At 67.0% G+C, this 26023-nt stretch carries 18 protein-coding genes and 3 tRNA genes; 11 read left to right on the top strand and 10 right to left on the bottom strand.

The annotated features are described in order from the left end of the window. Positions 1-9 precede the first annotated feature (9 nt). From FSV73_RS25275 to FSV73_RS25265, 3 genes are all read right to left on the bottom strand, one after another. Complete coding sequence (locus tag FSV73_RS25275) at positions 10-4356, bottom strand: PAS domain S-box protein (RefSeq protein WP_145013105.1); 4347 nt, start codon at positions 4354-4356, stop codon at positions 10-12. A gap of 39 nt (positions 4357-4395) precedes the next feature. After that, on the bottom strand, positions 4396-6177 hold the full coding sequence (locus FSV73_RS25270) for a GspE/PulE family protein (protein WP_145013103.1): 1782 nt from the start codon (positions 6175-6177) through the stop codon (positions 4396-4398). Between the two features lie 188 nt (positions 6178-6365). Continuing rightward, positions 6366-7715, bottom strand: a complete 1350-nt coding sequence (locus tag FSV73_RS25265; protein WP_145013101.1) for a CYTH domain-containing protein — start codon at positions 7713-7715, stop codon at positions 6366-6368. A gap of 169 nt (positions 7716-7884) precedes the next feature. Here FSV73_RS25265 and argE point away from each other — a divergent pair, with 169 nt between their 5' ends. Beyond that, positions 7885-9042 carry an acetylornithine deacetylase gene (gene argE / locus FSV73_RS25260; RefSeq protein ID WP_145013099.1) on the top strand — a complete coding sequence of 386 codons (1158 nt, stop codon included), beginning with the start codon at positions 7885-7887 and terminating at the stop codon, positions 9040-9042. Positions 9043-9208: 166 nt separating this feature from the next. After that, positions 9209-10507, top strand: coding sequence for an amino-acid N-acetyltransferase (gene argA, locus FSV73_RS25255; RefSeq protein ID WP_145013097.1), 1299 nt, complete (start codon positions 9209-9211; stop codon positions 10505-10507). 856 nt (positions 10508-11363) lie between these two features. Here argA and gshA read toward each other — a convergent pair. The 3 genes from gshA to FSV73_RS25240 all read right to left on the bottom strand — a co-directional run bounded on the left by gshA (position 11364) and on the right by FSV73_RS25240 (position 15856). Beyond that, positions 11364-12941 carry a glutamate--cysteine ligase gene (gene gshA / locus FSV73_RS25250; protein ID WP_145013095.1) on the bottom strand — a complete coding sequence of 526 codons (1578 nt, stop codon included), beginning with the start codon at positions 12939-12941 and terminating at the stop codon, positions 11364-11366. 210 nt (positions 12942-13151) lie between these two features. After that, positions 13152-13535, bottom strand: coding sequence for a PaaI family thioesterase (locus tag FSV73_RS25245; protein ID WP_145013093.1), 384 nt, complete (start codon positions 13533-13535; stop codon positions 13152-13154). A gap of 2 nt (positions 13536-13537) precedes the next feature. Continuing rightward, entirely contained in the window at positions 13538-15856 is a 2319-nt protein-coding gene (locus FSV73_RS25240) for a Tex family protein (protein WP_145013091.1), read from the bottom strand. Positions 15857-16031: 175 nt separating this feature from the next. Between FSV73_RS25240 and ompR the strand changes: the two genes are divergently transcribed. Then, the gene (ompR, locus tag FSV73_RS25235; RefSeq protein ID WP_058767818.1) at positions 16032-16766 is read left to right on the top strand and encodes an osmolarity response regulator transcription factor OmpR; all 735 of its coding nucleotides are present in this window, start codon (positions 16032-16034) and stop codon (positions 16764-16766) included. A 163-nt stretch (positions 16767-16929) separates the two neighbouring features. Here the strand turns inward: ompR and FSV73_RS25230 are convergent, their stop codons facing one another. Continuing rightward, positions 16930-17802, bottom strand: a complete 873-nt coding sequence (locus FSV73_RS25230; RefSeq protein WP_145013089.1) for an undecaprenyl-diphosphate phosphatase — start codon at positions 17800-17802, stop codon at positions 16930-16932. Positions 17803-17939: 137 nt separating this feature from the next. On the opposite strand from FSV73_RS25230, the gene FSV73_RS25225 reads away from it, so the two are divergent. After that, the gene (locus FSV73_RS25225; RefSeq protein WP_145013087.1) at positions 17940-19259 is read left to right on the top strand and encodes an ATP-binding protein; all 1320 of its coding nucleotides are present in this window, start codon (positions 17940-17942) and stop codon (positions 19257-19259) included. Positions 19260-19369: 110 nt separating this feature from the next. Here FSV73_RS25225 and rimK read toward each other — a convergent pair whose 3' ends face one another. The 3 genes from rimK to FSV73_RS25210 are packed head-to-tail and all read right to left on the bottom strand — an operon-like array spanning position 19370 to position 21540. Then, a complete protein-coding gene (gene rimK, locus FSV73_RS25220; protein WP_027598254.1) occupies positions 19370-20275 on the bottom strand; it encodes a 30S ribosomal protein S6--L-glutamate ligase in 906 nt (301 codons plus the stop codon). Continuing rightward, positions 20272-20748, bottom strand: coding sequence for an ATP-dependent zinc protease family protein (locus FSV73_RS25215; protein ID WP_145013085.1), 477 nt, complete (start codon positions 20746-20748; stop codon positions 20272-20274). Before FSV73_RS25215 ends, rimK begins: the two co-directional genes overlap by 4 nt. A gap of 15 nt (positions 20749-20763) precedes the next feature. Beyond that, positions 20764-21540 (bottom strand): EAL domain-containing protein, encoded by a 777-nt coding sequence (locus tag FSV73_RS25210; RefSeq protein WP_145013084.1) that lies wholly within the window; start codon positions 21538-21540, stop codon positions 20764-20766. Positions 21541-21658: 118 nt separating this feature from the next. On the opposite strand from FSV73_RS25210, the gene FSV73_RS25205 reads away from it, so the two are divergent. The 7 genes from FSV73_RS25205 to FSV73_RS25175 all read left to right on the top strand — a co-directional run. Further along, on the top strand, positions 21659-22042 hold the full coding sequence (locus tag FSV73_RS25205; protein WP_145013121.1) for a S4 domain-containing protein: 384 nt from the start codon (positions 21659-21661) through the stop codon (positions 22040-22042). A 105-nt stretch (positions 22043-22147) separates the two neighbouring features. Beyond that, positions 22148-23041, top strand: a complete 894-nt coding sequence (gene hslO, locus FSV73_RS25200) for an Hsp33 family molecular chaperone HslO (protein WP_145013082.1) — start codon at positions 22148-22150, stop codon at positions 23039-23041. Between the two features lie 104 nt (positions 23042-23145). Further along, on the top strand, positions 23146-24687 hold the full coding sequence (locus tag FSV73_RS25195; protein ID WP_145013080.1) for a phosphoenolpyruvate carboxykinase: 1542 nt from the start codon (positions 23146-23148) through the stop codon (positions 24685-24687). A gap of 219 nt (positions 24688-24906) precedes the next feature. Next, positions 24907-24991, top strand: a tRNA-Tyr gene (locus FSV73_RS25190). A 23-nt stretch (positions 24992-25014) separates the two neighbouring features. Then, a tRNA-Gly gene (locus FSV73_RS25185) sits at positions 25015-25088 on the top strand. 20 nt (positions 25089-25108) lie between these two features. Further along, positions 25109-25184, top strand: a tRNA-Thr gene (locus tag FSV73_RS25180). Between the two features lie 83 nt (positions 25185-25267). Further along, the coding region (locus FSV73_RS25175) for an elongation factor Tu (protein WP_145013078.1) at positions 25268-26023 on the top strand (756 nt) is incomplete at its 3' end.

The raw sequence follows: 26023 nt of genomic DNA, 5'->3' as shown, positions 1-26023 counted from the left end.
TGCGCGCGCCTAGCCCTGGATCATGCTGTGGATGCGCTCCGCCAGGGCATCGATGTCGAAGGGCTTGATCAGCATGTCCATGTTCTCGCCGAGGAATTCGCCGCGCACCTTGGCATTCTTGGCATAGCCGGTGATGAACAGCACCTTGAGCGCGGGCCGGCGGCCACGGGCGATCTCGGCGAGCTGGCGGCCGTTCATGCCGGGCAGGCCGACATCGCTGATGAGCAGGTCCAGGCGTTGGTCGCTCTCGATGATCGGCAGGGCACTGTCGGCGTCGCTGGCTTCCAGGGCGGTGTAGCCCAGTTCGGCGAGCACCTCCAGCACGATCATGCGCACGGCATATTCATCCTCGACCACCAGCACGGTCTGCCCGGCTTCGGCCCGCGGCGCCACCTTGGGCGTGGGCTGGTCGCTGCTTTCCGTGGCGACCTCGGGGTGCCGCGGCAGGTAGAGGCTGATGGTGGTGCCCTGGCCCGGCTCGGTGTCGATCCGCGCGGTGCCGCCGGACTGCTTGACGAAGCCGTAGATCATCGACAGGCCGAGTCCGGTGCCCTGGCCGGCCGGCTTGGTGGTGAAGAAGGGCTCGAAGGCCTTGGCCTTGACCTCCGGCGGCATGCCGGTGCCGGTATCGGCCACGCTCAGCCGGACATAGTCGCCCGGCGCCAGGGATTCGCGCGTGGCTTCATCACCGTCCAGGCTGAGGTTGGTGGTGGCGATGCACAGTTCGCCCCCCGCCGGCATGGCGTCGCGGCCGTTGATGACCAGGTTGAGCAGGGCATTTTCCAGCTGGTGGGTGTCGCTGTGGGCGAGCCAGGCGAGGGGGGCGAGCTCCAGGCGCAGGACGATGTTCTCGCCCACCGTGCGCACCAGCAGGTCCTGCAGGGATTCGACCAGCTGGTGCACGTCCACCGGCTGCGGATCGAGGGTCTGCCGGCGGGCGAAGGCCAGCAGGCGGTGGGTGAGGGCCGCGGCACGATCGGCCGAGTTGACCGCCGCGTTGATGTAGCGATCCAGGTCCTGGGTGCGGCCGTTGGCGATGCGCAGGCGGATCAGGTCGAGCGCGCCGACGATGCCGGTGAGCATGTTGTTGAAGTCGTGGGCGATGCCGCCGGTGAGCTGGCCGATGGCTTCCATCTTCTGCGACTGGCGCAGCGCCTCTTCGGTGCGCTCGCGCTCGTAGATCTCGGCGATCAGGCGCGCATGGCTGTGGCCCAGCTCCTGGGTGCGCTCGGCAATGCGCTGTTCCAGCTGGTCGGTGGTCTGCCGCGCCTCGGTGATGTCCACGCCACAGCCGACCAGGCCGTGGAATTCACCGTCCAGCTCCAGTCGCGGCGTGCCCTCCAGGCGCAGCCAGCGCCACTCGCCCTGGGCGTTGCGCACCCGCACCTCGGCGCGCAGGGCGCTATGGGTGGCGATGGCCTGGCGGAAGGCGCCCTCGAAGGCCGGGCACTCGGCATCTGGCAGCAGGGCGCTCCAGCCCTGGCCGTGCAGGTCGGCATCGTGCAGGTCGAATTCGCTGGCGAAACGCTGGTTGACGAATTGCAGCTGGCCCTCGGCATCGCAGGCCCAGATCAGCACCGGGGCGCTGTCGGCCATCAAGCGGAAACGCCCCTCGCTCTCGCGCTGGGCCTCCTGGGAACGCTGCCGGCAGATGGCCGACCAGAGCCGGTCGGTGACGTCGCGCAGGAATTGCACCTCGCCTTCCGTCCACAGCCGGGCGCGCTGGTCATGGGCGACGAACAGGGCGCGCAGGCGGCCGTCTTCGTAGAGCGGGATGTCCACCAGGGCCGCGATCTCCAGGTCGAGCAGGCGCTGGGCATTGGCCCGGGCGCGCGGGTCCTGGCTGACGTCGTCGATGACCAGCGGCGGCTCGCCGTCCTGCTGGGCCAGGCTGTCCGGGGCCAGCAGCGGATAGGCCAGGGCCTGGTCGAAGCTGCCGTTGGGGGTCCAGACCTGCTGCAGGACGAAGGTGCCGCGGCTTTCGTCGAGCCGGGCATAGCCGACCCGGCGCAGGCCCAGGCGGGCGCCCACCAGTTCGAGGGCGGCGGCCACCCCGGTGCTTTCCGGATCACCTTCGCGCAGGCGATCACCGAGTTCGATGAGCGCGTGCTGGCGGGCTTCCGCCTCGCGGCGCTCCTCGATCTGCTGGCGCAGCTGGCGGTTGGTCTCGCTGATGCGATCAGCGTCATGCCGCTCGCGGGTGATGTCGCGGGCGATGCCCACCAGGCGGCGCTGGCCGCCGGGCTCCAGGCGTTCGCGTCCGCGGATGCTCAGCCATACCGGCTCGTCCTGGCGCGAGCTGCGGACCCGAAAGGTCAGGCGCAGGTCATAGGCATTGCCGCCGCCCTGGATGGCGGCGGTCACATAGGCGCGCACCCGCGGCGCGTCGGCGGGATGCAGGGCACGCAGCAGGGCCGCGCCGCGCATGGTGCTGCGTCGTTCCGCGGCGCCGACCAGATTAGCGAGGCGGGTATCCCAGCTGATCAGGTCGCGGTCGATGTCGTAGTCCCAGACGCCCAGGTCGGCGACGTCCATGGCCAGGGCGATGCGCTGCTCGGCCAGGCGCAGGGCGTCGGCCGCCGCGGTGCGCTCGATGACGATGCGGATGCGCTCGGCGACCTCGCGGACCAGGGCCACGTCGCCGGTGGTCCAGTGCCGCGGGGTGTCGGCGTAGAGAAACAGCAGGCCGACCAGCTGTTCGTCGGCGAGCAGCGGCACCACCAGGCCGGCGCGCACGCCATGCTCCAGCAGCAGGCGGCGCATCTCGCCCAGGCGCTGGTCCTGGGCACTGTCTTCCACGCTGACGATGATGCCGCGGCGCAACTCCTCCACCGCCGAGGTGTGCCAGTGTCCCAGGCTGGGCAGGTTGAGGCGGTGGGTGCGGCCCTGATCGAGCCAGTCGCTGTCGATGGTCAGGCTGCCGTCGCGGCCGACCCGGGCATAGCCGATGCGCTGTACCGCCAGCAGGTGTCCCAGGCTGTCGCCCAGCACCGAGGCCACTTCGCCGGTATGGGTCACCCCGTGCAGCAGGTCGCCCAGTTCGAGCAGGAAGCGCTGGCGATCATGGCTGCGGATCCTTTCGCTGAGATCGACGAAGGTGCAGATGGCACCCTGCACCTCGCCGTCACGCCAGAGCGGCTGGGCGCGCCACTCCACCGGCAGCAGGCTGCCATCCTCCCGCAGCAGGGCGTCGGCGGACAGGTGCAGGGTGGCCCCCTCGCTGGCGACGCGCTGCAGCGCCCGGGCGCCGTCTTCACTGCGGGCGGAGCTGAGGCGGGCGTCCAGGCGTTCGCCGAGGATGTCGCGCTCCTCGGCCAGCGCGAGCATCTGCCGGAAGGCGCGGTTGCACAGGGTGGCGCGCCCGTCGCGATCCAGGGCGCAGAAGCCCTCGTGGGTCGATTCGAGCAGCAGGTGGGCGAAGGCCTCGCTTTCCCGCAGCGCCGTTTCCGCCCGCTTGCGGCTGTCGATGTCCTGGGCCACGCCTACCCAGTGTTCGATTTCACCACTGGCATTGGTGAAGGGCATGGTGCGGGTTTCGAACCAGCGATAGCGGCCCTGGGCATCGCGCAGCTGCAGTTCCAGGCTGCCGGCGACGCGCTGCTGGCGCACTTCGCGCCAGCGTTGCAGCAGCTCCTGGCGCTGTTCGGGATGGATGGCCGCGGCCCAGAGGTCAGGATCGGCGACCGCACGGGCGGGGCTCAGGCCACTGTATTCGTACCAGTAGCGATTGGCGTACTCGAAGCTGCCGTCGGGGCGCGCGAACCAGATGATCTGCGGATTGACGTCCATCAGGGCGCGATAGTGGGCGTCGTCGAGCCGGTTCGGCGCGGCCGCCGTCGGCTTCGCCCGTGCCTCCAGCAGCCGCAGCACCTGGCGGGCGAGGCGTTCCAGGCCGCCGAGACGCGCCGCGCTCAGCTCCCGGGGTTGCCAGTCGAGGACGCACAGGGTGCCGAGAAAGACGCCGTCGGCGGTGCGCAGCGGCGCCCCGGCGTAGAATCTCAGGCCGGCCGGATCGGTCACCAGGGGATTGTCGACGAAGCGCGGGTCCTGGCTGAGGTCCGCGATCTGCTGCGCCTGCTGGGCCTCGTGCAGGTGCTGGCAGAAGGACAGCGTCAGGGGGATCGCCGCCACCCCCAGGCCGCGCTCGGCCTTGAACAGCTGCTGCCGTTCGCCGAGCAGATTGACCGCGGCGATGGGCGTCTCGCAGAGGGTGGCGGCCAGTTCCACCAGGTCGTCGAAGGCCGGCTCCGGCTGGTCGTCGAGCAGGCCATAGGCCGCCAGGATCTCCTGGCGGCGATGGATCTGCTCGGCGTCCTCGGCGGCCACGGCCGGAAGAGTCACGACGGTTGTCTGCACGGCTCGCTATCCTTGTTCCGCTCGCGGGCTGCTGGGGCGCTAACGTTCGCTCTGGGGCGTGACGCGCAGGACTTCTTCCACGGTGGTGAACCCGGCGGCGATCTTCTGCGCGCCGGACAGGCGCAGGCTGCGCATGCCTTCCTTGAACGCCTGACGGCGCAGGGCGGTGATGTCGGTATCCGCGGTGATCAGTTCACGCAGACTATCGGAGAGGGTGAGGATTTCGTATACCCCGGCACGACCGCGGTAGCCGGTGTCGCGACATTCCGGGCAACCGGCCGGCTGCATGGCGCCGGTGGGCAAGGGGGCGTTCCAGGGCTTGGTCAGCTCCTGCCAGGCGGCGGGATCCAGCTCGGTGGGCGTCTTGCACGCCGGGCACAGGGTCCGCACCAGGCGCTGGGCCATGACGCCCAGCACCGTGGCGCGGATCAGGTAGTAGGGCACCCCCAGTTCGATCAGCCGGCTCACCGAGCTGGGCGCATCGTTGGTGTGCAGGGTGGACAGCACCAGGTGGCCGGTCAGCGCTGCCTGGATGGCCATCTCGGCGGTCTCCAGGTCGCGGATCTCGCCGATCATGATGATGTCCGGGTCCTGGCGCATCAGCGCCCGCACGCCGCTGGCGAAGGTCACCTCGATGTTGGGCTGCACCTGCATCTGGTTGAAGGCGTCCTCCACCATCTCGATGGGGTCCTCGATGGTGCAGACGTTCACCTCGGGCGTGGCCAGCTGCTTGAGCGTGGTGTAGAGGGTGGTGGTCTTGCCCGAGCCGGTGGGGCCGGTGACCAGGATGATGCCGTTGGGCTGTCCGGTCATGCCGGCCCAGCGGCGCAGGTCGTCGGCGGAGAAGCCCAGCTGGTCGAAGCTCTTGAGCAGCACGTCCGGGTCGAAGATCCGCATCACCAGCTTCTCGCCGAAGGCGGTGGGCATGGTCGACAGGCGCAGCTCCACCTCCTTTTCGCCGGCCATGCGCGTCTTGATCCGGCCGTCCTGGGGCTTGCGCTTCTCGGCCACGTTCATGCGGCCGAGGTTCTTGATCCGGCTGACCACCGCCAGGGTGACCTGGGCCGGGAACTGGTAGACGGTGTGCAGCACGCCGTCGATGCGGAAGCGCACCGCCCCCTGCTCGCGACGCGGCTCGACGTGGATATCGCTGGCACGCTGCTGGAAGGCGTACTGGAACAGCCAGTCGACGATATTGACGATGTGGGCGTCGTTCGCATCCGGCTCGCCATCGCTGGCGCCCAGGTTGACCAGCTGCTCGAAGTTGCCGACGCCGCTGGTCTTCTGCTCCACCGCCGAGGCGCCGGTGACCGAGCGCGCCAGGCGGAAGAACTCCTGGGTGTAGCGGGTGATGTCGGCGGGGCTGGCCACCACGCGCTTGATCGGCCGCTGCAGCACATGGGTGAGGTTGCTCTCCCAGCTGTGCACGAAGGGCTGGGCGCTGGCCACCGTCACCTCGTCCGGACTCACCGCCACGGCGAGGATCTTGTTGCGCTGGGCGAAGGCGTAGGACATCAGCGGGGTGACCGAGGCCACGTCCACCTTGAGCGGGTCGATGCGGTAGAAGGGCTGGCCCGAGTACTCCGCCAGCCAGCGAGTCAGGCTATCCAGGTCCAGCTTGCGCCCAGGCCGGGAGAGATCGTCGACGCTCTGCGCGGCGAGGAATTCCAGCGGATGCTGCTGCGGATTGGCCGAGCCGCGGCGCAGCAGCAGGCACTGCTCGGCGGTCTGCTGATCGATGCGCTGCTGGCTGACCAGCTCGCGCAGGATGTCGCCCAGGTCGAGCCAACGATCAGCGGAAGGGGAAGCTATGGCGGACATCTGGACTCCTAGACAGGATGGTCGCCCGGATTCGACAGCCTGTCCGCGGGCGACGCCACTACCGCCCCCGTGGACGCTGGGGCGGTCGTTTCTTCCAGCATAGCGATTTTGCGTTGCGGAATCGCTCGCGGCCTTGTGCCATCAGGATGGACGGCGTGGCCAGGGGATCGTTCCTGCCGTCCGGCAGCTCAGGTCAGGGCTTTCCAGGGCGCCAGCACGAAGATCAGCCGGGCCTGCTCGCTCACCCCGGCGAGGTCGCCATGGGCGCTCAGCGGTGCCAGCTTGCCCAGCTCGCCATACAGCCGGTCGGCCTCCGGCAGGTCCAGCGAGCCACGCGCCAGGTGCAGCCAGACCTGCATCCGCTCCAGGCGCGGCAGCTGCTGCTCGATCAGCTCGGGTTCGGTGACGGCACGCAGCAGGGGCAGCTCGGCCGCCTCCTGGGCGAGCAGGCGCGGCAGCCACTGGCCCAGCGGCGTGGCGCCCTGGCGTTCGCCCCGGCCGGTACGGCCCTGGGTCCAGCCACGGGCCTGCAGCCAACGGGCGGCGCGCAGGGAGAACAGCCCCCAGCGCGGCTGCTCCAGTTCGGTGGCGAAACGCTGCGGCGCCTGGCGCCGGGCGTCTTCGTCGTCCTGGCCGATCACCGCCAGCGGCCGCCAGTCGGCGAGCAGCTCGTCGAGGGTCTGCCGCAGCTCGCGGGTGGTGGTGCGCGGCGCGGCCTGGCCGAGGCTGCCGAGCAGGGCGCGCAGGTCGATCAGCTGATGCACCCAGTCCACCAGCAGGCGCCAGTGGCCGTTCCAGCGATACTGCTCGGCCAGCCGCTGACTGCTGGCCAGCAGGTGCCAGCCCAGCCGGGCGACCGCCTCGTCCAGGGGCGTCTCGGCGTCCAGCTCCGGTGCGGCCAGATAGAGGGTGTAGCTCGCCGCATCGTGCAGCCGATAGCCGCGCTCGGCCTTGCTGATGTCGCAGGGCATCAGCGGCAGCTCGGCGGCCAGTTGTTCGGCCAGCTCCAGCAGGGCCGCCGGCTCGCCCTGGCGCAGTTCCAGCTCGACCTCGGTGATGGCTTCGCGCTGCTCGCCGGCGCGGACCTCGCCCTGATCCAGGGCCACTTCGATGATGGTGCGCGCCTTGCCACGGCCCCAGGCGATCTCCGCCGCGTCGCGGACGAAGTCGGTGTCGAACACCGGCTGCAGGCGGCGCAGGTCCAGGTCGGCCAGCTCCGCCGGCCAGCAGCTGTCGTCGAACCGCGCGGTGTCCAGGGTGGCATCGCTCAGCGGCCATTCCCATTCGTTGCGCTCGGACAGCCCGGCCACGCTCTGGCCGCGACTCTTGAGCGTCTGGATGTAGCGGTCGCCGTCGCGGCGCACGCGCAGGGCGACCTTGGCATGGGCCAGGTCGCGGGTGTCGGTGTCGTAATAGCAGTTGGACAGCTCGTGGCGCTGCCAGCCGTCCTTGCAGCGCTTCTTGAGCAAGGGGTGAGCGCGCAGGGCATCGAGGGTCGCCGCGCTGGCGCGCAGCTTGATTTCGGTTTCTTTGGCCATTGGAGCATCCTGGCGCCGGAAGAGAACGGTCCGGCTCCGTGCCGAGCGCGTCATGACGACGGACGGCGAGAACGTGGGCGCTAGTTTAGCCCGTCCCGGCCCCTGGGCGCATGAAGGTTTCATCCCAGGGCGGATGGCGCCATGATGGAGCCGTGACCAGGAGACCCCCATGACCTTGCCCGCGCTGAAAGCTCTGTTCGCCACCCTCATCGCCGAAAGCTCGGTGAGCTGCACCCAGGCGGCGCTGGATCAGTCCAACGCCGGGGTCATCGCGCGCCTGGCCGACTGGTTCGGTGCCCTGGGCTTCGCCTGCGAGACGCAGGAGGTGACCCCGGGCAAGTTCAACCTCATCGCCACCCTGGGCAGCGGTCCCGGCGGCCTGGTGCTGGCCGGCCACACCGATACCGTGCCCTACGACGAAGCCCTCTGGCAGGGCGATCCGCTGCGGCTGCGCGAGGCCGACGAACGCTGGTACGGCCTCGGCAGCTGCGACATGAAGGGCTTCTTCGCCCTGATCCTCGAGGCCGTGCGCGACCTGGATCCACGGCAGCTGCGCCAGCCGCTGATCGTGCTGGCCACCTGCGACGAGGAATCCTCCATGGACGGCGCCCGGGCCCTGGCCGAGGCCGGGCGGCCACTGGGGCGCGCGGCCGTGATCGGCGAGCCGACCGGGCTGCGGCCGATCCGCCTGCACAAGGGTATCCTCATGGAGCGCATCGACATCCTCGGCCAGAGCGGTCATTCCTCCGATCCGCGTCTGGGCCACAGCGCCCTGGAGGCCATGCAGGCGGTGATGGGCGAGCTGCTCGACCTGCGTGCCCAGTGGCAGCGCGAGTACCGCAATCCGCTGTTCCTGGTACCCCAGCCGACCCTCAACCTCGGGTGCATCCACGGCGGCGACAACCCTAACCGCATCTGCGGCCAGTGCGCCCTGGAATTTGACCTGCGACCCTTGCCGGGCATGCAGCCGGAAGCCCTGCGCCAGATCATCCGCGGGCGCCTGCTGCCCGTCGCCGAGCGGTTCGGGGTGAAGATCGACTACCAGCCGCTGTTTCCCGCCGTGCCACCCTTCGAGCAGCCGGCCGACGCCGAGCTGGTACGCCTGGCCGAACGCCTCACCGGCCACCGCGCCGACGCCGTGGCCTTCGCCACCGAGGCGCCCTATCTGCAGGCGATCACCCAGGAGGTACTGGTGCTCGGCCCAGGCGACATCAGCTGCGCCCATCAGCCCGAGGAGCACCTGGCGCTGGACCGGATCGAGCCCAGCGTGGCGCTCCTGCGGCAGCTGATCGGCCACTATTGCCTGGCAGAAGCGGTCGCCAACTGATGAATAGACCCGGTCGCCCGGCGCGACTTTTTGTAAACTCGCAGCGGTCTAATCCTGCTGTCTGCCCATCCGCCCCGCTTCGAGGAACCCCCGTGCTGCGACGATGCTGAACGCCCTGCCTGCCTCCGTTCACCCTCACGCCTACTCCTCAAGGGTCTTCGTCTCGATGCACGACTACGTCAACTGGCTCCGCCACGCTTCGCCCTATATCAATGCCCACCGCGACGCCACCTTCGTCGTCATGCTGCCCGGCGATGGCGTCGCCCATCCCAACTTCGGTAACATCGTCCACGACCTGGTGCTGCTGCACAGCCTGGGCGTGCGCCTGGTGCTGGTGCACGGCTCCCGTCCGCAGATCGAGTCGCGCCTGGCCGCGCGCGGCATCGAACCGCGCTTCTACAACGACCTGCGCATCACCGACGGCCCGACCCTGGAAGCCGTGATCGACGCCGTCGGCAGCCTGCGCAGCGCCATCGAGGCACGGCTGTCCATGGACATGGCCGCCTCGCCCATGCAGGGTTCGCGACTGCGGGTCGCCAGCGGCAACCTGGTCACCGCGCGCCCGGTGGGGGTGCAGGATGGCGTCGACTTCCACCACACCGGCGAAGTCCGCCGCATCGACCGGCGCGGCATCGGCCGGCTGCTCGACGAACGCACCATCGTGCTGCTCTCGCCACTGGGCTATTCCCCTACCGGCGAAACCTTCAACCTGGCCTGCGAAGACGTCGCCATGCGCGCCGCCATCGACCTGGGCGCCGACAAGCTGGTGCTCTATGGCGCCGAGCCGGGCTTGCTGGACGAACACGGCGCCCTGATCCGCGAGATCGGTCCGCAGCAGATCCCCACCCACCTGGCACGCCTGGGCAGCTCCTACCAGGCCGAACTGCTCGACGCCGCCGCCCAGGCCACCCGCGGCGGTGTGCGCCGTTGCCATGTCGTCGGCTATGCCGAGGACGGTGCCCTGCTCACCGAACTCTTCACCCGCGCCGGCAGCGGCACCCTGGTCGCCCAGGAACCCTTCGAGACCCTGCGCGAAGCGACCATCGCCGACGTCGGCGGCCTGATGGAGCTGATCCGGCCGCTGGAAGAGCAGGGCATCCTGGTGCGTCGCTCACGCGAGGTGCTGGAGCGGGAGATCGAGCAATTCAGCATCGTCGAACGCGAAGGCCTGATCATCGCCTGCGCAGCGCTCTATCCCATCGCCGACTCGGCGGCGGGCGAGTTGGCGTGCCTGGCGGTGAATCCCGACTACCGCCACGGCGGCCGCGGCGACGCCCTGCTGGCGCGCATCGAGCAGCGCGCCCGCGAGCGTGGCCTGAGCACCCTGTTCGTGCTCACCACCAAGACCGCCCACTGGTTCCGCGAACGCGGCTTCGAGCCCAGCGGCGTGGAACGCCTGCCCGCGGCGCGGGCGTCGCTGTACAACTACCAGCGCAATTCGAAGATCTTCGAGAAGGGGTTGTAAGGGCAAGCTCGTAGGTTGGGCTGAGACGGCTGCATCGTCGAAGCCCAACGCTACCAAGCCCCTCGTCATCGCGGCCATGAGCCGCTCCTACAGATTCAAGGCACACCTGTAGGAGCGGCCCATGGCCGCGATAGCGCCAGTCCCAACGTAAACCGCTGCAAGGTGGAGCAGGCCCTTCCTGCATCGATACCGGAAGGCGCACTCGTCAACCATCGAGTCGCCCGCTGGCGCCTGGAGACGTAGCGTGGAAAACCGCGCAGCGTTTTCCACTAATGGGCACCGCCGCTCTGCCCCTCGCGCCTTGCTCGGCGTCCTGCCTCGCAACCCCCTCCACGACACCTGTACTCGGCCTCACTGACGGGGGCGGGGCGCTAGCCTGACGCTGTGGTGTTTAGATATTCGTAGCGTGGAAAACTGCTTAGCGTTTTCCACTGACGCGTAACGCCGATTCCTGTGGACAAGGCTGCGCCGTTGTCCACGCTACGGGCTCTTCAACCAAAACTTTCAGTCTGGCGAATCGCCCCGTTCAGGAGGGCGAACGCCAGTGTCGTGGAGTGGGTCGAGCCGCATGGATGCGGCGAGAGGTCCAGTGGGCCATGGAGGGCCCATCTGGACCGACCCCGGAACGGCGCTGGTGTGAGCGGACCTGGAGCGAAGCGGAAGGCCGGATGGTCGGGGCAAGCGGTTTTGGTTACTTTTGCCGCGACTGGCAAAAGTGACTCGCCCGGGTGGGCGAAACAAGATCCACCAGCAGAACACGATAATCAGCTAGGGCACCAACAAGCTCTTCGGCACCGGCACCGCACCGGCACCGTTGGGCTTCGACGATGAAGCCGTCTCAGCCCAACCTACCCGTCTACACCCCAATCGTCGCCAGAATGCTCGCCTGATACGCCGCCACGAAGGTATCGAAGTCGCCCTGGGGCGCCGCCTCGATCTCTGCCTGCTCTTCCAGCGACTGGCGCGCCATCTGGGCATAGCCCGATTGTTCGCCTTCGCTCAGCGGATGGCTGGCGAAATAGGCGGCATGGGCCTCGCTCTGGCGCAATCCGAATTCGACGAAGCTCTCGCCATGCTCGCGCAATTCCTGCAGCACGCGCGCCGACGGGGTGCGGCTGACATCGGCGAACTTCTGCCGCTGCACCGCCACCGCCTGGCGATGGGCGTCGCCGCCCAGGCTGGCGTCCAGGGTTTCGGCGCAGCGCTCGATCTGGTCGAGCAGCTCCGCCGCCCAGTCGATCATGGCCACCGAAGCGCCATGGCGCTGCAGGCGCAGACCCGGCTTGCGGCCTTCGCGGACCACGCTGGCGAAGTTGTCGGTGCATTCGCTGCACTCGCCATTGAGCGGCGGGCTGCCTTCCAGGGCGCAATAGAGCAGAAAGGCGTCGAGGAAGAGGGCGGTGGTGGTGTCTATCCCCAGCGGCAGGAAGGGGTCGATGTCCAGGCAGCGGACCTCGATGTACTGCACGCCACGCGCCATCAGCGCCTGCACCGGGCGCTCGCCGCTGCGGGTGACCCGCTTCGGGCGGATGGTGGCGTAGTACTCGTTCTCGATCTGCAGGATGTTGGTATTGAGCTGCACCCACTCGCCGTCCTGGTGGGTACCGATCTCCGCATAGGGCGGATAGGGCGTGCCCACCGCGCGCCTCAGGCTCTCGGTGTAGGTGGTCAGGTCGTTGTAGTCCGGCGTCAGGCTGGCCTGGGCGTTGCTCTGGTAGCCCAGGTCGCTCATGCGCAGGCTGGTGGCGTAGGGCAGGTACAGGGTCCGCTCGTCCAGCGTCTGCAACTGGTGCGGCCGGCCGCGGAGGAAGCCGATGTCCAGCGCCGGCGAGGCGCCGAACAGGTACATCAGCAGCCAGCTGTAGCGACGGAAGTTGCGGATCAGGGCGATGTAGCGCGCCGACTGGTAGTCGCGGGCGTCGCGCGCATCGCCTTCGCTCTGGCGTAGCAACTCCCAGGCCTTTTCCGGCAGGGAGAAGTTGTAGTGGATGCCGGCGATGCACTGCATGGTACGGCTGTAGCGTAGGGCCAGGCCTCGGCGATAGACGTGCTTGAGCCGGCCGATGTTGGAACTGCCGTAGTCGGCGATGGGAATCTGCTCCTCGGCCGGCAGCGTACAGGGCATGGAGCCACTCCAGATCCGCTCGCCGTCGAGCTGGGCCACCGCCGCGCGGTGCACCCGGTCCAGCGCCTCCAGCACCTCGGGGGTGCGGGTGCCGGTGGGGGTGATGAATTCCAGCAGCGCCTCGGAATAATCCGTGGTGATCTGCGGATGGGTCAGGGCCGAGCCCAGCGCTCGCGGGTGCGGGTGCTGGGACAGTTCGCCCTGGGCGTCGATGCGCAGGGCCTCGCGTTCGATGCCGTGCAGGCAGGCGGCGAGAAGGGTGGAATCGGCGCCGAGCAGCGCCAGGCGGCGGGACAGGATATCGCTCAAGTTAACTTCCTTTGGCGGTACTCGCCCCGGGCAGGGTAGAAGAAACCGACTGATATAGGGGTGGTCGGCCAGGGCCGACGCGGGCGCAGCAGTCACTGCCGCGGTCCGGGTTCAAGCCTCAGACCGCAACCCGCTCAGTTGTCTCCCAGGGTAGCTCAGGCGATGGCAAAGGGCGATATGCGCCACCTCGCCGCCGCCCGGGCTGGCCGGTCATAGACAGGCGAAGGTCGCCTGGGCCAGGGCGATCAATTTGTCGCCCTGGTGGACCTTGGCTTCCAGCACATGGGTCTTGCGTCCGGGATGGATCACCCGGGCGTGGCAGACCAGTTCGCCTTCGCTCACGCCGCGCACGTAGTTGACCTTGCACTCCAGGGTCACGCTGCCGGGCCGGCCGTCGAACAGGCTGTGGCTGGCCTGGCCCAGGGCGGTGTCGATCAGCGAGAAGAGGGCGCCGCCATGCAACTTGCCGTGCAGGTTGATGAGCTGGTCCTGCACGCTCATGCGCACCTCGGACTCGCCCTGCTCGGCCTTGTGGATGCTCATGCCCAGCAGGGTGCTGAAGGCGCTGTCCTTACCTACGGGAGAACCACTCATGCTCACTTCCTCAGTTGCTTGGCATTGGCGAACAGCGATGCCATGGCGTTGTTGGCCGGCGCCGGTTGCGTCTGCCGCGGCGCACCCTTGTCGGCGCGGGGCTTGCCGCCGCCATTACGAGCCTGGCCGCCGGGCTTGCCCTCGACCTTCTCGCCGGGAGTATCGCCCATGCGCATGGACAGGCCCACGCGATTGCGCGGCACGTCCACTTCCATCACCTTGACCTTGACGATGTCGCCCGCCTTGACCACCTCGTAGGGGTCCTTGACGAACTTCTCCGACAGGGCGCTGATGTGCACCAGGCCGTCCTGGTGCACGCCGATGTCGACGAAGGCGCCGAAGTTGGTGACGTTGGTGATGACGCCCTCGAGCACCATGCCGGGCTTGAGGTCGGAGAGCTTTTCCACGCCATCCTGGAACACCGCGGTCTTGAATTCCGGGCGCGGGTCGCGGCCGGGCTTGTCCAGTTCCTTGAGGATGTCGGTCACCGTCGGCAGGCCGAAGGTCTCGTCGGTGAATTTCTTCGGGTCCAGGCGCTTGAGGAAGCCGGAGTCGCCGATCAGCGAACGGATATCGCGGCCGGTGTCGGCGGCGATGCGCTGCACCAGCGGATAGGTCTCCGGGTGCACCGCCGAGGCATCCAGCGGATTGGCGCCGCTCATCACCCGCAGGAAGCCGGCGGCCTGCTCGAAGGTCTTGTCGCCCAGCCGCGGTACCTTCTTCAAGGCGTCACGGGTGGCGAAGGCACCGTTGGCATCGCGGAACTGCACGATGTTCTGCGCCAGGGTGGCGTTGAGGCCGGAGATGCGCGCCAGCAGGGCGGCGGAGGCGGTGTTCACGTCCACGCCCACGGCGTTCACGCAGTCTTCCACCACGGCGTCCAGGCTGCGCGCCAGCTTGAGCTGGGAGACGTCGTGCTGGTACTGGCCGACGCCGATGGACTTGGGCTCGATCTTCACCAGCTCGGCCAGCGGGTCCTGCAGGCGACGGGCGATGGACACGGCGCCGCGCAGGGAGACGTCAAGGTCGGGGAATTCCCGGGCGGCCAGTTCCGAGGCGGAGTACACCGAGGCGCCGGCCTCGCTGACCATCACCTTGGTCAGGCCCAGGCCCGGATACTTGCGGATCAGCTCGCCGGCCAGCTTGTCGCTCTCGCGGCTGGCGGTGCCGTTGCCGATCGCGATCAGGTCGACGCCGTGCTTGGTGCAGAGCACGCCGAGGGTCGCCAGGGTCTGGTCCCACTGGTTCTTCGGCGCATGGGGGTAGACGGTGTCGGTGGCCAGCAGCTTGCCGGTGGCGTCCACCACGGCGACCTTGCAGCCGGTACGCAGGCCCGGGTCCAGCGCCAGGGTGGTACGCGGCCCGGCGGGGGCGGCCAGCAGCAGGTCATGCAGGTTGCGCGCGAACACCGCGATGGCCTCTTCCTCGGCCTTCTCGCGCAGCTCGCCGAGCAGGTCGGTTTCCAGGGAAGTGTAGAGCTTGACCTTCCAGGTCCAGCGCACCACCTCGGCCAGCCATTTGTCCGCGGCGCGGCCCTCGTGCTTCAGGCCGAAGTGCGTGGCGATCAGTCCTTCGCAGGGATGGGCGATGCCGGGGCCTTCCTCGCCGAGCTTGAGCGCGGCGCTGAGGATGCCTTCGTTGCGCCCGCGGAAGATCGCCAGGGCGCGGTGCGAGGGCACCGCCTTGAAGGCTTCGTCATGCTCGAAGTAGTCGCTGAACTTGGCGCCCTCGACCTCCTTGCCGGGCACCAGGCGGGCGCTGAGGATGGCGTCCTGCTGCAGCACGCCCCGCAGTCGCGCCAGCAGATCGGCGTCCTCGGCAAAACGCTCCATGAGGATGTACTTGGCGCCTTCCAGGGCGGCCTTGACGTCGGCCACGCCCTTGTCCGCATCGACATAGGCGGCCGCCTCGGTCTCCGGCGTCAGCGTCGGATCGCCCAGCAGCGCGTCGGCCAGCGGGCCGAGGCCGGCTTCCAGGGCGATCTGGCCCTTGGTGCGGCGCTTCTGCTTGTAGGGCAGGTAAAGGTCTTCCAGCCGGGTCTTGGTGTCGGCCAGGTTGATCTCGCGGGCCAGCTCGGGGGTCAGCTTGCCCTGCTCCTCGATGGAGGCCAGAACCGCGCCGCGGCGCTCTTCCAGCTCGCGCAGATAGCGCAGCCGCTCCTCGAGATGACGCAGCTGGGTGTCGTCCAGGCTGCCGGTGACTTCCTTGCGGTAACGGGCGATGAAGGGCACGGTGGACCCTTCGTCGAGCAGGGCCACGGCGGCGGCGACCTGTTGCGGGCGGGCGCCGAGCTCCTCGGCGATACGGCTATTGATATCCATCGGGCTTCCTGGCTGGCACAAGAAAAAGCGGGCGGGAGTATACCCGAGCCGGTCGGGCCGCCGCTTCCTGCGCCACCACCGTCGCCCGTCGCCGGGCAAAATCTGCTAACAATGGCCCAAAGCCGCGGTCGGATGGCCTACGGCATAATCCAGTGCTAGATCACAAGGAGACGTTATGAGCACCACCGCTGCCCCAGAAGGTGAAAAGATCCTGGTCGTCGACGACGACGCCCGGCTGCGCCGCCTTTTGGAGCGCTTTCTGGCCGAACAGGGTTATCGCGTCCGCACCGTCGAGAGCGCCGAGCAGATGGACCGTCTGCTGGCCCGCGAAGTCTTCAACCTGGTCGTCCTCGACCTGATGATGCCCGGCGAAGACGGCCTCTCCGCCTGCGGTCGCCTGCGCGAGAGCGGCAATCGCATCCCCATCATCATGCTCACCGCCAAGGGCGACGAAGGCAGCCGTATCCAGGGTCTCGACCAGGGCGCCGACGACTACCTGGCCAAGCCGTTCAACCCGCTGGAGCTGGTGGCCCGCATCAAGGCCGTGCTGCGGCGCCAGGCCCCGGTGGTACCCGGCGCCCCCGCCGGTACCGACGAGGTGGTGACCTTCGGCGACTACGCCCTGCACCTGGCCACCCGCGAACTCAAGCGTGGCGAAGAGACCCACATGCTCACCACCGGCGAATTCGCCGTGCTCAAGGCGCTGGTCGACCACGCCCGCGAGCCGCTGACCCGCGACAAGCTGATGAACCTGGCCCGTGGCCGCGAGTGGGACGCCCTGGAGCGCTCCATCGATGTCCAGATCTCGCGCCTGCGGCGGATGATCGAGCCCGATCCGTCCAAGCCGCGCTACATCCAGACCGTCTGGGGCGTGGGCTACGTCTTCGTGCCGGACGGCGCCGGCAAGTAAGTTCTCAGTAGCAGGCGTATGCAGAGCGTGTTCAAAGTCTTGCGAGCTAGAGCCAAACGAGGCGAAAAGACCTGAGGAAGCGGAGTTTACAAAGCGTAAATGAGCATTCCGTAGGTCTTTTCAACACTGTTTGGCCGACGCGCAGCTGACTTTGAATAGGCTCTCAGGCGAACAGGCCTTGGTGTACGCCCACCAGCAGGAAGATCCCCAGCAGCGCCCGGTAGATGATGAAGGGCCAGGTCGAGAAGCGCTCGAGAAAGCGCATCAGGCCCCAGATCGCGGCGAAGGCCGACAGGCTCGCCACCACCAGCCCCACCAGCAACAGCGACCAGGCTTGCGCCGGGATGTGTGCGTGCCAGAGCACCACCAGCTCCTTGAGCCCCGCCAGGGCGATGGCCGGCAGGCCGAGCAGGAAGGAGAAGCGCGCGGCTTCCTCGCGACGCAGATTGAGGAACATGGCCGCGGTCAGGGTCGAGCCCGAACGGGACACGCCCGGGATCAGCGCGCCGACCTGGGCGATGCCCACGATCAAGGCGTCGCGCAGGCGCATCTGCGAGATGTCCCTGTTGTGCCGGCAGATCCGCTCCGCCAGGGCCAGCAGGACGGCCATGCCCAGGCAGGCATAGCCGATCACGCTGAGTCCGCGCAGCGGCGAATCACAGGCGTTGAGCAGGGGCGCCAGCAGCAGCCCGGCGATGCAGATGGGAATGGTCGCCAGCACAATCATCACCGCCAGCAGGAAATCCGGGCTGTCGAAGTTGCGCTGGCGGACCGCGGCGAGACTGCCGCGGGTCACCCCGCTGACGTCGCGCCAGAAATAGCTGATCACCGCCGCCAGGGCCGCCATCTGCATGGCCGCGGAGAAGGCGGAGCCGGGGTCGCGCCAGCCGAGCAGGGCGGGTACCACCCGCATGTGCGCCGTGGACGAAATGGGGAGCAGCTCGGTGATACCCTGCACCACGCCGAGAAAGGCGATCTGGGCGTAGCTGAGCGAGGCGAAGCCGATGTCCAGGCCAGTCTGGCAGATGTCGGACACGAAAGAACTCCAGGTCGAAGGGAAAGAATGGACGAGCAAATGTATCCGAATATTTCCATGTCTGGCTGTCTATCTGGACCCCGCACCGCTGGAGGTTGTGATGGCTTTCGCGCCGTTTGGCTCAGGAAGTCTGGCCAATGAAGGCGCCCAGCTGGTTTCCCCAGAGCTTCTTCGCCCGCTCGCTGTGGATGGTCCTGCTCGCGGTACTCTTTTCCAAGGCGCTGACCCTGGTCTATCTGCTGCTCAACGAGGACGTCCTGGTCGATCGCCAGTACAGCCATGGCGCGGCACTCACCCTTAGGGCCTACTGGGCCACCCCGGACGCCGAGCGGCCGCGTATCGCCCAGGCCGCGGGCTTGCGCTACGAATCGCCGGAAACCGTGCCGGCCGGTGAATACCACTGGCCCTACAGCGAGATCTTCGAACGGCAGATGAAGCAGGAGCTGGGCGAGGACACCGAGGTGCGGGTGCGCGTCCAGCACGGTCCGGCGCTCTGGGTACTGGCGCCGAGCCTGGGTCCGGACTGGATCAAGATCCCGCTGATGGCCCATCCCCTGCGCGGGCAGCACATCTGGAGCGTGCTGGGCTGGTTCCTCGCCATCGGCCTGCTGTCTGTGGGCGCCGCCTGGGTCTTCGTCCGCCAGCTCAACCAGCCCCTGCGCCGCCTGGTGATCGCCGCGCGCGAGCTGGGCAAGGGGCGCAGCGTACGGCTGCCGGAGACGGACGCTCCGAGTGAGATCCAGGATGTCTACCATGCCTTCAACCAGATGGCCGAGGACGTCGAGCAGGCCGGGCGGGAGCGCGAGCTCATGCTCGCCGGGGTGTCCCACGACCTGCGCACGCCGCTGACCCGGCTGCGCCTGGCCGTCGAATTGATGCCGCCCGCCGAGCGCGAAGAGGCTGAGGACATGATCCGCGACATCGAGGACATGAACGCCATCCTCGACCAGTTCCTCGCCTTCGTCCGCGATGGCCGCGACGAGCCCCAGGAACTGACCAACATCAACGAGCTGGCCCGCCAGGTGGTGGCGCCCTACAACCAGGAGAGCGAACGGGTCCGGCTGATGCTCGACGTCCTGCCCCCGTTGCCGGTCCGCCGCATCTCCTTCAAGCGGCTCCTGACCAATCTGGTGGAGAACGCCCTGCGCCATGGCGGCGGTGGCGGCATCGAGGTGGTGGGCCAGGTCGCGGGATCCGCTACCGCGCCCTATGTCGCCCTCAGCGTGATGGACCGCGGCCCCGGTATCGATCCCAAGGACCTGCAGGAGATCTTCAATCCCTTCACCCGTGGCAACCGCGCCCGCACCGTCAGCGGTTCGGGGCTGGGCCTGGCCATCGTCAAGCGCATCGCCGCCCAGCACGGCGGCAGCGCCGAATTGCGCAATCGCGAAGGGGGAGGGGTAGAGGCCCGGGTGCTGCTGCCCCTGGGTCTGCTGCTCCCCCGCAGCGCGAGCTGAGCCGCTACCTTATCGCGGCCATGGGTTGCATCTAACCTGTAGGAGCGGCCCATGGCCGCGATCAGTGCGTAGGTTGGGCTGAGCGCAGCGAAGCCCAACACCCAATGACCTCAACCCTTGCCCTTGGTCCGCGTCAGCCCCGGCTCGGCGTTCTTCTCCAGGTACTCGATGATGATCCCGGCCACGTCCTTGCCGGTGGTCTGCTCGATGCCCTCCAGGCCGGGCGAGGAATTGACCTCCATCACCAGCGGTCCGTGATTGGACCTGAGGATGTCCACCCCGGCCACGCTCAGGCCCATGGCGCGGGCGGCGCGCAGGGCGGTCATGCGCTCCTCGGGGGTGATCTTGATCAGGCTGGCGGTGCCGCCACGGTGCAGGTTCGACCGGAATTCGCCCGGCGCCGCCTGGCGTTTCATCGCGGCGATGACCTTGTCGCCGACCACGAAGCAGCGGATGTCCGCGCCGCCGGCCTCGCGGATGTACTCCTGGACCATGATGTTCTGCTTCAGACCCATGAAGGCCTCGATCACCGACTCGGCGGCCTTCTCGGTCTCGCACAGCACCACGCCGATACCCTGGGTGCCTTCCAGGACCTTGATCACCAGGGGCGCGCCGTTGACCATCTGGATCAGGTCGGGCACGTCGTCCGGCGAGTGGGCGAAGCCCGTCACCGGCAGCCCGATGCCCTTGCGTGACAGCAGCTGCAGGGAGCGCAACTTGTCGCGCGAACGGCTGATGGCCACGCTCTCGTTGAGCGGAAAGACGCCCTGCATCTCGAATTGGCGCAGCACCGCGCAACCATAGAAGGTCACCGAGGCACCGATCCGCGGGATGACCGCATCGAAGCCCTCCAGGGGCTTGCCCCGGTAGTGGATCTGCGGCTTGTGGCTGGCGATGTTCATGTACGCGCGCAGGGTGTCGACCACGACCACCTCGTGGCCACGGCTGACCCCGGCCTCGACCAGGCGCCGGGTGGAATACAGATTGGGATTACGCGAGAGAACGGCGATTTTCATGGGGCACCGGAGGCCGGAGTAAGGGACAACTGGGGTTTGTCTTGCGCATAGGAGACGGCCGGATTCACCAGCAGGCCACCATCGATCAAGGCCTTGGAGCCGAGCAGCATGCGATAGCGCATGCTCTTGCGGCAGGCCAGGGTGAATTCCACCGGCCACTGGCACTCGCCCAGGGCCAGCAGGGTACGGATGACATAACGGGTCTGGGCGATGCCGTTGGAGCTGCGGATGGTCTTCTTCGCCACCAGCGGTGCCTCGCAATGCCGATGGCGGGACTGGACGAGCGTTCCCAGGTGCACGGTGAACCTCACCCAGCGCTCCTTGCCGCGCATGAACGGCTGGACCTCCGTCGCATGCAGTGCCGAGGTGCTGGCGCCCGTATCGATCTTGGCCCTCAGGCCCACCACGCCCAGCTCAGGCAGGGCCACCCATTCGCTCAGGCCGATGACGACCGGTTCGGCAGATTTGCTCATCGCTGCTCCTTGAAATCAGTGGCCTCCGCCTAAATGTTGCGGATCGACGAGCTGTTTGAAAGCTGGCTTGGCGAACAGGTAGCCCTGCATCAGCTCGATGCCGAGGTCACGCAGGCAATCGCGTTCCGCGAGGGTTTCCACGCCCTCGGCGATGACCCGGGTACCGAAGTCGCTGCACATGGCGATCACGCTTCGCACGATGGTGCGGCGCACCCGGTCGCGGTCGATGTCGCGGATGAGGGCCATGTCGAGCTTGATCAGGTCCGGCTGGAAGTTGGCCAGTAGCGTCAGGCCGGAATGCCCGGCGCCGAAGTCGTCGATGGCGGTCTTGAAGCCGAATTGCTGATACTCGCGCAGGATGTGCGTCAGGTGGTCGCTGGACACGAGCTCCGTCTCCACCGTCTCGAAGATCAGCCGCTCCAGGGGAAAGCCATGTTCGCGAGCGGCAGCCAGGGTGCTGCGGATACACAGCTCGGGACGGTAGACGGCATTGGGCAGGAAGTTGATCGACAGACTTTCCTGCATGCCCAGCGCCGCCGCGGTGGCGATGGCCTTGGTGCGGCACAGCTGATCGAAGCGATAGCGGTTGCTGTCGGTGACCTGGTTGAGCACCGACAGTGCACCTTCGCCGCCTGGCCCGCGCACCAGCGCTTCCCGGGCGAAGACCGCGCTCTTGCCCAGGTCCACGATGGGTTGGTAGGCAAAGTCGAAGTCGAAGCCCAGGGGTTCCGACTGCTGGCAGCCCGCGCAGCGGGTCTGTCCGGTCAGGTCGGAAGGAAAGAATGTGGTCATGGCTCTCCAGAGGCGCGCTTGCAGCGTCGGTCTGATGGTTTAGAGTTCTTGAGACGAGGCTAGGACCCGACAGGAGACCTTTTATTCGATGCATGCAGTAGATCACAGTGAAGAACGGATGCGCCTTGATAAATGGCTATGGGCGGCACGTTTTTTCAAGACCCGTGCGCTGGCCAAGGCGGCCCTCGAAGGAGGCAAGGTCCAGTGCCGCGGCGAGCGCTGCAAGCCCAGCAAGGAACCTCGCGTCGGCGATGTGCTTACCATCCGCCAGGGTCATGACGAAAAGACCGTGGTGATCGTCGCCCTGTCCCAGGATCGGCGCGGCGCGTCCGAGGCCCAGCAGCTCTATGCCGAGACGCCCGAAAGCATCGTGGCGCGGGAACAGGCGGCGGCTGCCCGCAAGGCCGGCAATCTCGGCCTGCAGACCGACGGCCGTCCCACCAAGAAGCAGCGCCGCCAGATCCACCAGTTCCGCGAGTACGTTCACCCGTTCAACGACTGACCGTCGTCACTCGCCGGATCCCTCCATTGGCCAGCTCCGCCCAGCGGTCCCGGCCTGCGCCGCGTCGGTCGACGTTCGCGGCCTTCCTCCTTATATAGGTAGTTCATGACTTCCCACGATTTCACCCAGCGCTTCCTGTTCGACGAAACCGATGTCCGCGGCGAGCTGGCCACCCTGGATCGCAGCTACGCCGAGGTCCTCGCCAAGCATCCCTATCCGGAGCCGGTGGCCCAGTTGCTGGGCGAGATGCTGGCAGCGGCGGCCCTGCTCTGCGGAACCCTGAAATTCGAGGGGTTGCTGGTGCTGCAGGCGCGTTCCAGCGGGCCCATCCCGCTGCTCATGGTCGAGTGTTCCAGCGAGCGCGAGGTGCGCGGTATCGCCCGCTACGACGACGCGGCGATCTCGACCGCGGCCGCCCTGGGCGAGCTGATGCCGGACGGCATCCTGACCCTCACCATAGATCCGCGCCATGGTCAGCGTTACCAGGGCATCGTTCCCCTGGAGGGCGCCAACCTGGCGGAATGCCTGTCGGGCTATTTCGCCACGTCCGAGCAGCTGCCCACCCGTTTCTGGCTGAATGCCGACGGCCGTCGCGCCCGCGGCCTGCTGCTGCAGCAGCTTCCGCCGGCACGGATCAAGGATGCCCAGGCCCGCCAGGATAGCTGGGAACACGTGGTCACCCTGGCCGATACCCTGACGGCGGAAGAGCTGCTGGGGCTCGACAATCCGGTGATCCTGCATCGCCTGTTCCATGAGGAAACGGTGCGCCTGTTCGACGGCCAGGGAGTGGCCTTCAACTGCAGTTGCTCGCGTGATCGTGCCGCCAATGCCCTGGTCAGCATGGGGCGGGCGGACGTCGAGAGCCTGCTCGATGAACAGCAGGGAAAAATTCAGGTCGATTGTCAGTTTTGCAATGAGCAGCAGGTGTTCGACGCCGCCGATATCGCACAGATTTTTGCGGGCGGCGGCACGCAAACCCCAGGAAATACCCGCCACTAGCCGTTGCAATTGCCCGAAGGCTTTCTGGCATAATCCCGCAACGTGTAGTTCTGCCGTGTAAGAGCTACAAGCATGAGGAACGGCCCAGGGCCATGGGGAACGAAATGACGAAAGCCAACGTGTATACCGATATCAGCGTCGCGCAGTTAGTGGAAGAGTCCCTGCGACGTGGCGAGGGAGAGCTGGCCGCCAACGGCTCGCTGGTCGTCAGGACGGGGCATCGCACGGGGCGTTCGCCGGTTGATCGCTTCATCGTCGAGGAAGCCTCCACGCGCGCTGCCATTCACTGGGGGCCGATCAACCGGCCCTTCCCGGAGGAGAAGTTCGCCCCTCTGTGGGAGCGCGTCAGTGCCTATCTGGACGAGCGTGATCACTTCGTCTCCCACGTGCATGTAGGCGCCGACGTCGAGCACTACCTGCCCGTCATCATGCGTACCGAGACCGCCTGGCACAACCTGTTCGGCCGCTGCCTGTTCATCAATCCGGCCGAGTACAACCCCCAGTCCAAGCCGGCCTGGGAAATCCTCAACGCCCCCGAGTTCGTCTGCGAGCCGGAGCGGGACGGTACCAACTCCGACGGTACCGTCATCATCAACTTCGCGGCGCGCAAGGTGCTCATCGCCGGCATGCGCTACGCGGGCGAGATGAAGAAGGCCATGTTCTCCGTGCAGAACTTCCTGCTGCCGGAAAAGGACGTGCTGCCGATGCACTGCGCCGCCAACGTGGGCGAGGAGGGTGACGTCACCCTGTTCTTCGGTCTGTCCGGTACCGGCAAGACCACCCTGTCCGCCGACCAGAGCCGCTACCTCATCGGTGACGACGAGCACGGCTGGGGCGTGGGCACCGTCTTCAACATGGAAGGTGGCTGCTACGCCAAGTGCATCGACCTGTCCGAGAAGAACGAGCCGGTCATCTGGAAGGCCATCCAGTTCGGCGCGGTGCTGGAGAACGTGGTCCTCGATCCGCAGACCCGTCACCCCGACTATGCCGATGACAGCCTGACCCAGAACAGCCGCGCTGCCTACCCGCGCGAGCTGATCGACAAGCGCGCCGAGCACAATCTGGGCGGCGAGCCCAATGCGGTCATCTTCCTGACCTGCGACCTCACCGGGGTGCTGCCGCCGGTGTCCATCCTTAATAATGAGCAGGCGGCCTATCACTTCCTGTCCGGCTACACCGCCCTGGTCGGCTCGACCGAGATGGGTTCCGGTCCCGGCATCAAGTCGACCTTCTCCACCTGCTTCGGTGCGCCCTTCTTCCCGCGCCCGGCGGCGGAATACGCCGATCTGCTGATCAAGCGTATCCAGGGCTTCGGTTCCAAGGTCTACCTGGTCAATACCGGCTGGACCGGCGGCGGCTACGGCGTCGGCAAGCGCTTCAACATCCCGACCACCCGTGCGGTGATCGCGGCCATCCAGAGCGGCGCCCTGATCGGTGCCGAGACGCGCCACGTGCCGGTGATCAACCTCGATGTCCCGGTCGCGGTGCCGGGCGTGGACACCGTTCTGCTCAATCCTCGCGATACCTGGCAGGACGGCGCGGCCTATGACGCGGCGGCGCGCGAGCTGGCCGGCAAGTTTGTCGAGAACTTCAAGAAGTTTTCCGGCGTGTCCGACGCCATCCTGGCGGCCGGTCCCCAGCTGTAACCGGGGATTCCAGCCTCAAGACACAGGCCGCCGCAAGGCGGCCTTTGTTTTTTAAGCTTTTTTTGCGTTCTGGGGTTGCGTAGTTCGGAAGGGTTGCATAAACTGCGCCCGCTTTCGCTGATAACGCCAGCGTGCGAGGCGAAAGCACTGATTGTTAAGGAGATTTTAAAAAGATCCTTGACAAGAGGAGGGCAGATGAAGAAAATGCCGCCTCACTTTGGAGGGGTTCCCGAGTGGCCAAAGGGATCAGACTGTAAATCTGACGTCGCAGACTTCGAAGGTTCGAATCCTTCCCCCTCCACCAGATTGCTAGAGCGCTTAGGCTCTGCGGGTATAGTTCAGTGGTAGAACCTCAGCCTTCCAAGCTGATGATGCGGGTTCGATTCCCGCTACCCGCTCCAGTTTGACTGGCAAATGTTTCGCTCATGTAGCTCAGTTGGTAGAGCACACCCTTGGTAAGGGTGAGGTCAGCGGTTCAAATCCGCTCATGAGCTCCATCTTAAAAGGCAGATATGAAAATATCTGCCTTTGTTTTAATGGCGGCATTGCTTTGCTCAATTCGTGAAGGGAGAGAGTGTCGATGGCTAAAGAGAAGTTTGAACGTAACAAGCCGCACCTGAACGTGGGCACCATCGGTCACGTTGACCATGGCAAGACCACCCTGACCGCTGCGCTGACCAAAGTCTGTGCCGACACCTGGGGCGGTTCCGCTCGTGGTTTCGACCAGATCGACAACGCGCCGGAAGAAAAGGCTCGCGGTATCACCATCAACACCTCCCACGTTGAGTACGACTCGGCGATCCGTCACTACGCGCACGTCGACTGCCCCGGCCACGCCGACTACGTGAAGAACATGATCACCGGTGCTGCCCAGATGGATGGCGCGATCCTGGTGTGCTCGGCTGCTGACGGCCCCATGCCGCAGACCCGCGAGCACATCCTGCTGTCCCGTCAGGTAGGCGTTCCCTACATCGTCGTGTTCCTGAACAAGGCCGACATGGTTGACGACGCCGAGCTGCTGGAACTGGTCGAGATGGAAGTTCGCGATCTGCTGAACACCTACGACTTCCCGGGCGACGACACCCCGATCGTTATCGGCTCCGCGCTGATGGCCCTGAACGGCAGCGACGACAACGAAATGGGTACCTCCGCCGTGCGCAAGCTGGTCGAGACCCTGGACTCGTACATCCCCGAGCCCGAGCGTGCCATCGACAAGCCGTTCCTGATGCCGATCGAAGACGTGTTCTCGATCTCCGGTCGCGGCACCGTGGTCACCGGTCGTGTCGAGCGTGGCATCGTCAAGGTCCAGGAAGAAGTCGAGATCGTGGGCATCAAG

The sequence above is a fragment of the Pseudomonas oryzihabitans genome (assembly GCF_007665395.1).
GTDB classification, from domain to species: domain Bacteria; phylum Pseudomonadota; class Gammaproteobacteria; order Pseudomonadales; family Pseudomonadaceae; genus Chryseomonas; species Chryseomonas psychrotolerans_C.
This window is presented reverse-complemented; position numbering and strand designations above follow the sequence as displayed.

Bases quoted from the DNA above. Each gene is read 5' to 3' on its own strand.
- FSV73_RS25205 (WP_145013121.1), top strand. From the start codon at position 21,659: ATGCGCCTTGATAAATGGCTATGGGCGGCACGTTTTTTCAAGACCCGT.
- FSV73_RS25245 (WP_145013093.1), bottom strand. From the start codon at position 13,535: ATGAGTGGTTCTCCCGTAGGTAAGGACAGCGCCTTCAGCACCCTGCTG.
- hslO (WP_145013082.1), top strand. From the start codon at position 22,148: ATGACTTCCCACGATTTCACCCAGCGCTTCCTGTTCGACGAAACCGAT.
- FSV73_RS25270 (WP_145013103.1), bottom strand. From the start codon at position 6,177: ATGTCCGCCATAGCTTCCCCTTCCGCTGATCGTTGGCTCGACCTGGGC.
- FSV73_RS25225 (WP_145013087.1), top strand. From the start codon at position 17,940: ATGAAGGCGCCCAGCTGGTTTCCCCAGAGCTTCTTCGCCCGCTCGCTG.
- FSV73_RS25265 (WP_145013101.1), bottom strand. From the start codon at position 7,715: ATGGCCAAAGAAACCGAAATCAAGCTGCGCGCCAGCGCGGCGACCCTC.
- argE (WP_145013099.1), top strand. From the start codon at position 7,885: ATGACCTTGCCCGCGCTGAAAGCTCTGTTCGCCACCCTCATCGCCGAA.
- FSV73_RS25240 (WP_145013091.1), bottom strand. From the start codon at position 15,856: ATGGATATCAATAGCCGTATCGCCGAGGAGCTCGGCGCCCGCCCGCAA.
- FSV73_RS25215 (WP_145013085.1), bottom strand. From the start codon at position 20,748: ATGAGCAAATCTGCCGAACCGGTCGTCATCGGCCTGAGCGAATGGGTG.
- ompR (WP_058767818.1), top strand. From the start codon at position 16,032: ATGAGCACCACCGCTGCCCCAGAAGGTGAAAAGATCCTGGTCGTCGAC.
- rimK (WP_027598254.1), bottom strand. From the start codon at position 20,275: ATGAAAATCGCCGTTCTCTCGCGTAATCCCAATCTGTATTCCACCCGG.
- argA (WP_145013097.1), top strand. From the start codon at position 9,209: ATGCACGACTACGTCAACTGGCTCCGCCACGCTTCGCCCTATATCAAT.
- FSV73_RS25210 (WP_145013084.1), bottom strand. From the start codon at position 21,540: ATGACCACATTCTTTCCTTCCGACCTGACCGGACAGACCCGCTGCGCG.
- FSV73_RS25195 (WP_145013080.1), top strand. From the start codon at position 23,146: ATGACGAAAGCCAACGTGTATACCGATATCAGCGTCGCGCAGTTAGTG.